This window comes from Nonomuraea sp. NPDC049750, from assembly GCF_040659625.1.
Classification (GTDB): domain Bacteria; phylum Actinomycetota; class Actinomycetes; order Streptosporangiales; family Streptosporangiaceae; genus Nonomuraea.
In genome coordinates this window covers 133945-144269 of the sequence record NZ_JBFANB010000028.1, presented here as the reverse complement: position 1 = coordinate 144269, position 10325 = coordinate 133945, and the positions used below count along the sequence as shown (strand labels likewise).

Here is a 10325-nt window from a genome sequence, read left to right as displayed (position 1 = left end):
AGGTGGGCTTACTGCCCGGCCTGCGGCCTGTCCTGTGATCGGGACTGGGCAGCGGCCGAGCGGATCGTCTCCCGCGGCCTGCTCGGCCAGCACGCCACCCGCACCCACCGTTCCACCGGGGCGCGCACCATCCACGCCATCGTGGAAGGCAACGTGGCCCGCGCCCGCCGCACTCGCAAACCCACCCGGGTGGCCCGCCGCGCCCGCCGCACCCGAACAGACCTGCACCCCCGACCGGCAGCACGCGACAGAGCCAAGAGGCGCCCCACCCCGAAACGACCCACCCGCACCCCGGCCAACCCACGCAACAACCCGATGACCTCCAGCCGTGTGCCCGACCGGCGCACGGTGCCCGCCCCACCGCCCACCAGCGGTGGACAGCGTCCGGCGGGCCATGCACCCAAGCCGGGACGGCACCAGCCGTACCGGACAGGGCATGCCAGGAATTCTCACCATCGGACCGGCTTCCACCACGCCAAAGCCACCCCCGTGCTCACGCTTGCCGAGCACGGGGGCGGTCCAAGGCAGGTTACGCCTGTCCGAGTTACCTGACTCCTTCAGGGAACCACAGAGAATTCAAGACGCTTCGCCGCTGAACTGGATGTGAGGGTTGAACGTGAGAGGGCTTCAGATCCGCCGGACGCTCGTCACCTGGCTCGAAGACTGCGCACCCGCGGTGACCGCCACTCTCCTGTCGCTGTCGATCGGCGTCCCGCCGGTGCTGTGGGGGTGGACGCCGTCTTCGCCTGGACGCATCGGTTCGGACCGGGCGTGGGTGTGCTGGCGGCCATGGTCGCCGCGGCCGCGGCCGGCGCCCGGTGGTTGAAGAGAGGGGGACCGCGCTCAGCCGGAGAAGTGCAGGATGACGTATTCGTACTCACCCGGCGACGCTCGTTTGAAGGTCCCGTCTCCGTCCAGGTCGATGAAGACGGTCAGATACAGATCCTTCTGCTGGGCGGCCAGGAGCGTCGAGGCGCCGTCCTTGAAGACCGTGGAGAACAGGACCGAGTCCTGGGAGGCGGAGCTGTGCCCGACCCGGTCGCCGATCAGGTAGTTGTGGCCGCGGTTGTTCAAGTACAGCGTCCCCGACCCGTGCTCGTAGTCGGCGATGCCGGTCCCCGGCTTGAAGCAGGGATGGTCGGCCACCTTGCCGCCGTCGTCCACGGAGAAGACCGAGTCGTCCGTCCACGCGCAGACCTGGGCCGCCGTGTCCTTGGGGAGGGTGGGGAAGCGCAGTTCGAACGGCCGGCGCTTCATGGTGACGGTGGTGACGGGCCGGTCGAGGTCGCTGATGGCCATCGGGCCGGCCACGTTGTCCTGCCAGAATTCCAGCCCCAGGCGCGGTGAGCGGGCCACCTGCGCCGCGGGGCTGGGTGTGGGCGTGGCCGTGGTGCTAGCCGTCTCAGTCGGGGACGTCGCCGAAGGCGACGGGCTGGTAGGGGTCTGCGGTGTCCAGTCCCGGGTGATGGCGACGGCCGCGGTCACCGTGAGGGCGATCACCAGGGCCCCCGCGAGCACCGCACCGGCGATCATGCCGCCACGCGCACGGCCCGGCTGCGTCGGGGTGGGCGTGGCGGGCTGCGGCGTGACCGGCCAAGGACCCTGCCGGGGTGCCGGTGGTGTCCCCTGAGACGGGGATGTGCCGTGCGAAGCGGGAAACGGTGTCCCGTACGAAGGGGGACCCGGCTGCTTGTTCATGAGCCCCAGCAGCACCTGCCGGGCGGTCGGCCGCCACGACGGGTCCTTGTGCAGGCAGGCGGCGACGAAGCCGCGTAAGGTCCCGGTCAGCAGGCCCAGATCGGGCTCGGCGTTCAGGATGCGGTTGATCACGGCGGGCAGCGGTTCGTGCCCGAACGGCGGCCGGCCGTTGGCCGCGAACGCCATGGTGCACCCCCACGCGAACATGTCCAGCGGCGGACCGGCGGGGTGGCCGGACAGTTGCTCGGGCGACATGTACGCCGGGGTGCCCACGACCCCGCTGACCGTGGCGGCGGTGGCGTCGATCGGGCGCGCGATCCCGAAGTCGATGACCCGGGGACCGTCGGCGGCCAGGAGCACGTTGGCGGGCTTGAAGTCGCGGTGCACCACCCCCGCCGCGTGGATGGCGCCCAGCGCCGTGGCGGTCGCGATGGCCAGCCGGTCCAGATCCGCGCCGCCCAGCAGCCCGTTGTCGCGCACCGCGTCCTGCAGCGACGGGCCGTCGATGTACTCGCTGATGACGTACGGAGGGTCGGCGTCGGGATCGGCCCCCAGGACGCGGGCCGTGCAGAACGGCGCCACCCGCTGCAGGGCCGCCAGCTCTCGATGGAAATGCCGCCGGGCGTCGGGGTCGTGGCCGAAGGGGGCGTGCAGGAGCTTGACGGCCGCCTGCTGCCCGCTGGGGGACGTGCCCAGGAACACCGTGCCCTGCCCGCCCTGGCCGAGCCGTCCCCGCAGGACGTATCCGGCGACTTCCCGGGGATCGTTCGAGCGGAGAGGTCGCATCAGGCCCTCTCGTGCGTCTGCATAGAGCCGATTGTGCCGGATCACGGTGTTGTGTGCCCATGCCCCCTCGGCGCCACGAGATCGGGGAAGTGCCGCGCGCCACATCCACTCGGGAAGTCACTTCCGCGTAATCCGCATATGTCATGATCCACGGGATCTTGTGGACCTTGTGACAGGAGAAGGATGATCGCACTGGCACGTCGTACGCTGCACGCCGTTCTCGCGGGCGGCCTGGCCGCCGCGGCGGTCTGGACGGCGGGCGCACCGGCGGAGGCGGCAGTGGCCGCCACCGTCTCGGTGGACTTCACCCAACCGATCCGGCCGATCGCCCCCACCGACTTCGGCATCGGGATCACCGGGTACGGCGAAGGTTCGTACATCACCAACGACACCAAGCACCGCGACCGGCTGCGCGCTCTCGGGGTCGGTCGGATGCGGATCGAGCTGCACTACCAGGAGCCCGGCAACCATGACAGCCCGATCGTCTGCGGCGGCTACAAATGCGCCACGGAGGTCTCGGGGGACGCCTGGATCACCGCCATCCGCGACCTCGGCGCCGAACCGGTGGTCATCCTCCAGGTGGACGGGCGGCAGAGCGCGGAGGTGAACCGCGGCGACGCGGTGGCCCTCTACAAGCACTTCGCGGCGACCGGTGAGCCGGTCCAGCGGTTCATCCTCGGCAACGAGCTCAACTGCGCGTGCACGCCCGACAAGCCGGAGATGACGGCGGCGGAGTACAGCAGACGCTTCAACCTGATCACCGACGCCCTGCGGGCCGAGAACCCCGCGGTCAAGGTGGGCGGCCCGGCTACGGCCTGGGACGACCGCACCTACATCAAGACGTTCCTCGAAGGCTCCGGCAGCCGCGTCGACTTCGTCGACTACCACGACTACGGCTCCGGCGACGATCAGATCACCGACGAGCAGCTCCTCGGCAGCGTGATCCGCACGTACGAGACCGACATCAAGGAGGTGAGCGCGCTCGCGGAGTCCATACTGGGCCGGAAGATCGACATTCAGATCGGCGAGTTCAACTCCGACCACAAGGACGACGACGGCCACCGCACGCTCACCCACTTCAACACGGTGTGGGGCGCGGCGGCCCTCGGGCAGATCCTGCACGCGGGCGCCAGCGCCTACCAGTACGGCGACAAGAACGGGCAGCTCGGCCTGACCAGCGAGAAGGGGGAGGGCAACATTCCGCGCAACGAGCCCCTGCCCATCTACCACGGCATCGGCATGTACACCGGTGAGGGACTGTTCCGGCCCTTCGGCAAGACCATCGTCCAGGCGAGCGCGAACAACGACAAGCTGCACGTCTTCGCCTCGGACCAGAGCAAGAACGTGGTCCTGGTCAACGTCGGCACCGACCCGATCGACGCCGCTCTCGCGCTGACCGGACTGACGGCGGGGACGGCCGCGATCTGGCAGAGCACATCGGACGCCTGGACCCCGCACCGGACCGGAACCGCCACCATCGCCGGGGGCAAGGCCACGGTGACGCTCCCGGCGGGCTCGGTGACGACGCTGGTGATCGACCAGCAGGGGCTGTCGGCGACGTACTTCGACAACGCCGACCTCACCGGCGCCACAGTCACCAGGATCGACCCCACCGTGAACTTCGACTGGGGCTCGGCCGCGCCGGCCCCCGCCATCGGCGCCGACACCTTCAGCGTGCGCTGGACGGGGAAGGTCGTGGCCGACAAGGCTGAGACGTACACCTTCATCACCACCAGCGACGACGGCGTACGGCTGTGGGTGGACGGCAAGCCGCTCATCGACAACTGGACCGACCACTCCAAACGCGACGACACCGGCCAGATCGCCCTGACGGCGGGTGCGCACGACATCAAGATGGAGTTCTACGACAGCGGCTACGACGCCATCGCCGAACTGCGATGTGAGAGCCCCACCCTGCCCCGCCAGGTCATCCCGACGGAGAAACTGCTCGCCGGATAGGCAGCCCCGCGCCCACCCCAGCCCAGGGGTGGGCCCGAACCGGCTGGTGCCAGGCTGTCTTCTTCCTCCCCCGGAGGGGGTATCCCTCCCAAGGACCCCAGCCACCATGGACCGTCACACAGACCGAGACGGTCGTGTGACGAACCATCCGGAGGTCACCGCACTTGACGCCCCGATCCGGGGGTAGGGCTTTCTTGCCCCGGAGGAGAGGTGCCCGGATGATCACCAGCTTGACCCGGCTCTGCGGCCTCGGTGTCGAGGCCGCGGAGACGTTCGCCCGCAACGGCCTGCTGCGCCCCGTGCCGCCCGCGAACCTGGCGCGCATGATCGAGGCGTTCCGGCACTTCCACGTCACCCCGGCCACGGGCGTGGCCATGGCCGCCGCGCGCTGGCCGGATCGCCCCGCCATCCACGACGAGGACGGCTCACTGACGTGCGCCGAGCTGGACGCGCGGGTGGCGGCGCTGGCCTCGGCCCTGTACGGCCGGTTCGGCGTCCAGCCGGGTCAGACCGTGGCGATCATGTGGCCCAACCACCGCGGCTTCGTCGAGGCGCTGGCGGCCGTGTCGCGGCTGGGCGCGGACCTGCTGCTGCTCAACACCGGCCTGGCCGGCCCGCGCCTGCGTGAGGTGCTGGAACGCGAGGACGTACGCACCCTGATCGCCGCGCCGGAGCTGCCGGCGGTGGACTTCGCCGGGACCCGAGTCAGCGACCTGAACGAGCTGATCGCGACCGCCGCCGGGCCCGAGCCTCCGGCGCCGCGCCGGCCGGGACGGCTGGTGCTGCTCACGTCCGGGACGACCGGCGTGCCCAAGGGCGCGCCGCGCCGGCTGTCGCTGAGCGCGCTGGCCGAGCCGTTCACCTCGATGCTGGCCACCGTGCCACTGCGCAGCGGCGAGCCGATCCTCATCGCGCCGCCGCTGTTCCACGGTCTCGGCCTGCTCTGGTACGGCGTGGCGCTGGTGCTCGGCTGCCCGGTCGTGCTGACGCGGCGTTTCGATCCCGAGACGGTCCAGCGCGTCCTCAGGCGCCATCGGGCCACGGCGATGGTGGCCGTGCCCGTCATGCTGAAACGGCTGCTCGCGCGCGGAGGCGTCCCGTCGCTGCCGGATCTGCGCGTGGTGGTCTCCGGCGGGTCGGCGCTGCCGCCGGACCTGGCCACCGCGTTCATGGATGCCTACGGTGACGTGCTCTACAACCTCTACGGCTCCACCGAGGTCGGCTGGGTCACGCTGGCCACCCCCGCCGACCTGCGTGCCGCCCCGGACACCATCGGGCGCCCGGTGCGCGGGACCACGGTCCTGATCGCCGGCCCGGACGGCCGCGAGCTGCCCCCGTACGAGGTGGGCCGCGTGCTCGTGGGTGGCGGCCTGACCTTCAGCGGCTACTCAGGCGGCGCCGGCAGCGCCACCGGCACTGGCGGTGGCGGTGCCACCGGGGCCGGCGAGGCCGGTAGGGAGGCCGGTGGCCTGCTGAGCACCGGTGACCTCGGGCACCGGGAGGGGCGGGGGCTGCTGTTCATCGACGGCCGCGAGGACGACATGATCGTCTCGGGTGGCGAGAACGTCTTCCCGCAGGAGGTGGAGAATCTCCTGGGCCGCCAGCCGGGCGTCGCCGACGTGGCCGTCCTGGGCGTACCGGACGAGGAGTACGGCCAGCGCCTGGCCGCCTACGTGGTCCGGGCACCCGGCGCGAAGCTGTCGGCCGACGAGCTCAAGCAGGCGGTCAAGTACGAGCTGGCCGGGTTCAAGGTGCCGCGCGACATCGAGTTCGTGACCACCCTGCCCCGCAACCAGACGGGGAAGGTGGATCGGCGGAAACTGGCCGGTGGCACGATGAGCTCATGACGATCCCATCGCTCGGTCTCGACGAACTGCTCACCACAACACGAAGCGTGCGAAAGCGTCTCGACCTCGACCGCTCCGTCCCCATCGAACTGGTGCGGGAGTGCCTGGAGATCGCGCTGCAGGCGCCCAGCGGCGGCAACCGCCAGGGCTGGCACTGGATCGTGGTCACCGATCCCGAGCTGCGCGGGCGCATCGGGGACTACTACGCGCGCTCGGCGCAGGCGTACTTCGCCTCCGGGAGCGTGACCGCGAGCATGTCCCAAGACGACCCGGCCCGCGCCGAGGTCCAGCAGCGCGTCGCGGCGAGCGCCGTCCACCTCGCCGAGCACATGGGCGAGGTGCCGGTGCTGGTGATCCCGTGCATCCAGGCGTCCCGGCTCCCCGAGGGGAACCAGGCCGGGCTGTGGGGGTCGCTGCTGCCGGCGGCCTGGAGCTACATGCTCGCCGCGCGGGCGCGCGGGCTGGGCACGGCGTGGACCACCCTGCACCTGGCTTATGAGCGGGAGGTGGCCGAGCTGCTCGGCCTGCCCGACGACATCCGGCAGGGCGCGCTCATCCCCACCGCGTACTACACCGGGGACAGCTTCAAGCCCGCCTCGCGCCTGCCGCTCGACGACGTACTCCATCTGGATCGCTGGAGCGGGCCGGGCACCCAGACCGGCTGACGCGAACCGATCTGACGCCCTCAGAAAGGGCGTGTACAACAGTGCTTATGTCAGAGGAGCCATTGCGAGAGGGGCCATTGCGAGAGGGGAATGTGGATCAGGAGAGCCGGGAGGACCTGTCCGCCGTCGTCGCGGCGGTCCTCACCGGCTCGCGCCTGCTCGTCGCCATCGCCGTCCGCTCGCTCGGCGCGGTCGGGGACAAGGTCACGCTGCCGCAGTTCCGCATGCTCGTGGTGCTGGCCGGGCACGGGGCGACCAAGCTCGTCGCCATGGCCGAGCTGCTCAACGTCAACCCCTCCACGGCCATGCGGATGGCCGATCGCCTCGTCGCCGCCCGGCTGATCGTGCGCGAGGCCAACCCGCGCGACCGCAGGGAGAGCTTGATGCGCCTGACCCCCGAGGGACTGCAGATCGTGGACCAGGTAACCGCCCGGCGCGGTGCGGAGATCGCCGCGATCGTCTCGCGCATGCCGGCCGAGCGGCGCCGGGCGCTGGTCGCGGCGATGACGGCCTTCAACGAGGCGGGCGGTGAGCCGCCAGAGAGCGCCCTGCATCCGCTCGGCTGGCCGGACGTCTGAGAGAAAATCTTTGCTCAGGGCAAAAATTGCATCCTGCTATGAACGGCACCGCCCACGCCTGCGTACCTCCTTCTGAACAGTCCAGACCCAAAGGGGGTGACGGCGTGCGACTGCGACACCGCCGTCCCGTTCTCGTTATCAGTGGCGCCGCCATGATCCTGGCTCTCGGCGCGTGCGCCGGTCTGCCCGGCGCCCAGATTCCCAGCGCGACGGTCGTGCCGACCGGCGCGAGCGCGCCGCCCGTCGGGAGCGCGCCGCCCGCCGCGGCCGCGACGGTGAAGGACGACAGTACGTGGGCGACCAAGTGGGGCCCGTTGTCGGCGGCCGACCGGGAGCTGATCGCCAAGGTCCGGCTCGCCACCCTGTGGGAGATGACCATGGCGCAGCAGGCCCAGACGCGGGCCAGCACCGCGCGGGTCCGGCAGGTCAGCAAGGAGATCGCCGCCCAGCACAGTGTTCTCGACGAGCAGGTCCTCGCTCTCGCGGCCAAGCTCAAGGTGCAGCTGCCGATCAAGCCGACCGACCTGCAAAAGGAATGGATGGATGACATCTCCAGCCGGTCCGGCAAGGCCTACGACTCGACGTACGTGAAGTGGCTGCGCCTCGCGCACGGCCAGATCTTCGGCCTGATCGGCGCCGTGCGCGGCAGCACGCAGAACACCCTGGTCCGGCCCTTCTCCGAGAAGGCCAACGCGGCGGTGCTGAACCATCAGCGGCTGCTGGAGAGCACCGGCCTGACCAACCCCGACGCCTTCCCGTCCCCGCCGGCCTCCTGAGCCCCCGGTCAGGGCAGGCGCCCGACCTGGGTGGGCGCCTGCCCCGGCCGGGTCACAGCAGGCGGCCGACCCTGGCGAGCGCCTGCCCCGACCGGGTTACGGCAGGCGGCCGACCTGGGCGAGCGCCTGCTTCAGCAGCACCCCCTGGCCGCCTGTCATCTCCTGCTGGACCAGCGGGGACGCGGCCTCCTCCGGCGTGAACCAGACGAAGTCCAGCGCGTCCTGGCGGGGCCGGCAGTCACCGGCGACCGGGACGATGTAGGCGAGCGATACGGCGTGCTGGCGCGGGTCGTGGTAGGGCGTGACACCCGGCGTCGGGAAGTATTCGGCGATAGTGAACGGCTGCGGCGACGCCGGGACCTGGGGCAGCGCCGTGTGCCCGAGGTCCTTCTCCAGATGCCGCAGGAGCGCGTCGCGGACCCGCTCGTGGTGCAGCACGCGTCCCGAGACCAGCGCCCGGCTGACCGTCCCGTCCGAGGCGATGCGCAGCAGCAGGCCGACGCGGGTCACCACGCCGGTTTCGTCGACTCGCACGGGCACGGCGTCGATATAGAGGATCGGCATCCGCCCCCGAACCGACTCCAGTTCCTCCGGAGCGAGCCAGCCGGGCACAGTTTCGGTCTTTTCGGTCATCTGCCGATCGTACGTCCCAGCGTCCCATGATCCACGCGGACCCGCCAAGCTTCGGTAAAGCGTCTTCGGTTCCCTGTGTTACCTAAGTAAAACGGACATCGGCGTAGTCTCGTCGCACCCGACCGTGGCCGGGAAGTGATCTGGTGGAAGCCGAAGCCGCGTCCGTCCGGCAAGCCGGGCAGACCGTGGGTGAGAACCGCGTTGTCAGGGCCTGACTGCGCACTGCTGGAGGAAGTGCACCTCTTGGGCCACCGCCCCGCCGGACGCTGTCCCGTTGATGCGGACACCAACAGGGGCGGGGACCGAGCGCCAGTCAGGCACCCGGCTGTGACAGAAAATTACCCCACGATTACCACCCGTTGCAACTGATCGAGTCAGAGAAATCCAACAATAGTTCTCACGGTAACCACCGGCTCGCATGGCGAATGCCGACGACAGTTCATGCCCTGTGGCCCGAGGCGTCAGGCGCGCGGCCGTTCGGTAAGGAATCAGTTCATGAGCGATGTGTGGCGCCGGACCCCGATCAGCGCCGACGGCGTGATCGGCGCCGCCGCCGAGCACCCGGGGCGGTGCGATTCGCGCTACCTCGCCCGGCGCCGCGCGTTGGCCGAACTGGCCCGCGGCCACCGGGTGGGGGACCCGTCGCCGCCGGTGGACTACACCGACAGCGAGCACGCCACCTGGCGCCGGGTCCATCGCGCGCTCGACGGCGCGCATCTGGCCCACGCGTGCCGGGCCGCGCTGGAGGCGCGAGAGGAGATCCGTGTCCCCGCCGATCGCATCCCGCCGCACGCGGTGGTCGGCGCCCGGCTGCGGCGGCTGACGGGGTTCGACTTCACGCTGGCCGGGGGAGTGGTGGAGAACAAGCGCTTCCTCGGGTCGATGGCCCGGGGCTACTTCCACGCCGTGCAGTTCGTCCGTCACCCGGCGGTGCCGCTGTACTCGCCGGAGCCGGACATCATCCACGACGTGTTCGGCCACGGCATCCATCTGGCCGCGCCGGAGTTCGCCGCGATCTACCGGCTGATCGGCAACGCCGCGACGCGGGTGGAGACGGAGAAAGCTCTCCAGATCATCAGTGATCTGTACTGGTTCACCCTGGAATATGGGGTTCTGGAGGAGGGCGGGAGTCCGAAGGCGTACGGGGCGGCGCTGCTGTCGTCGTACGGCGAGATCGAGCGGATCGGCCGCAGCCGGATCCGCGACCTGAACCCGCTCGACGTGCTGGCCACCCCCTACGAGATCTCCGGATACCAGCCCGTGCTGTTCCGCGCCCGCTCCCTGCCGCACGTCGCCGACACCCTCGCGGCCTTCCTCGACGCCTTCGACGACGACGCGGCGGCGCGACTGCGGCCACAGGACTGAGAAGATCCGTCCGCCGAC

At 70.6% G+C, this 10325-nt stretch carries 8 protein-coding genes and 1 pseudogene; 7 read left to right on the top strand and 2 right to left on the bottom strand.

The features are described 5' to 3' along the window. Positions 1–552, top strand: a pseudogene (locus tag AB0J16_RS45880) (hypothetical protein); the annotation flags it as partial. Between the two features lie 291 nt (positions 553–843). On the opposite strand, the gene AB0J16_RS45875 reads toward AB0J16_RS45880, so the two are convergent. Next, positions 844–2484, bottom strand: a complete 1641-nt coding sequence (locus tag AB0J16_RS45875; protein WP_358551962.1) for a serine/threonine-protein kinase — start codon at positions 2482–2484, stop codon at positions 844–846. Positions 2485–2667: 183 nt separating this feature from the next. On the opposite strand from AB0J16_RS45875, the gene AB0J16_RS45870 reads away from it, so the two are divergent. The 5 genes from AB0J16_RS45870 (at position 2668) to AB0J16_RS45850 (ending at position 8309) form a co-directional block, all read left to right on the top strand. Next, positions 2668–4443, top strand: a complete 1776-nt coding sequence (locus tag AB0J16_RS45870; RefSeq protein ID WP_358551960.1) for a PA14 domain-containing protein — start codon at positions 2668–2670, stop codon at positions 4441–4443. Positions 4444–4661: 218 nt separating this feature from the next. After that, positions 4662–6290: an AMP-binding protein gene (locus tag AB0J16_RS45865; protein WP_358551958.1), complete on the top strand. Its 1629-nt coding sequence runs from the start codon at positions 4662–4664 to the stop codon at positions 6288–6290. After that, positions 6287–6955, top strand: coding sequence for a nitroreductase family protein (locus tag AB0J16_RS45860; RefSeq protein ID WP_358551956.1), 669 nt, complete (start codon positions 6287–6289; stop codon positions 6953–6955). Before AB0J16_RS45865 ends, AB0J16_RS45860 begins: the two co-directional genes overlap by 4 nt. Positions 6956–7047: 92 nt before the next feature. Further along, positions 7048–7533: a MarR family transcriptional regulator gene (locus AB0J16_RS45855; RefSeq protein WP_358551954.1), complete on the top strand. Its 486-nt coding sequence runs from the start codon at positions 7048–7050 to the stop codon at positions 7531–7533. 152 nt (positions 7534–7685) lie between these two features. After that, entirely contained in the window at positions 7686–8309 is a 624-nt protein-coding gene (locus AB0J16_RS45850) for a DUF4142 domain-containing protein (RefSeq protein ID WP_358551952.1), read from the top strand. A 96-nt stretch (positions 8310–8405) separates the two neighbouring features. Here AB0J16_RS45850 and AB0J16_RS45845 read toward each other — a convergent pair whose 3' ends face one another. After that, a complete protein-coding gene (locus tag AB0J16_RS45845; protein ID WP_225296815.1) occupies positions 8406–8942 on the bottom strand; it encodes an NUDIX hydrolase family protein in 537 nt (178 codons plus the stop codon). A 495-nt stretch (positions 8943–9437) separates the two neighbouring features. Between AB0J16_RS45845 and AB0J16_RS45840 the strand changes: the two genes are divergently transcribed. Further along, the gene (locus AB0J16_RS45840) at positions 9438–10307 is read left to right on the top strand and encodes a phenylalanine 4-monooxygenase (protein ID WP_358551950.1); all 870 of its coding nucleotides are present in this window, start codon (positions 9438–9440) and stop codon (positions 10305–10307) included. Positions 10308–10325: the final 18 nt, after the last annotated feature.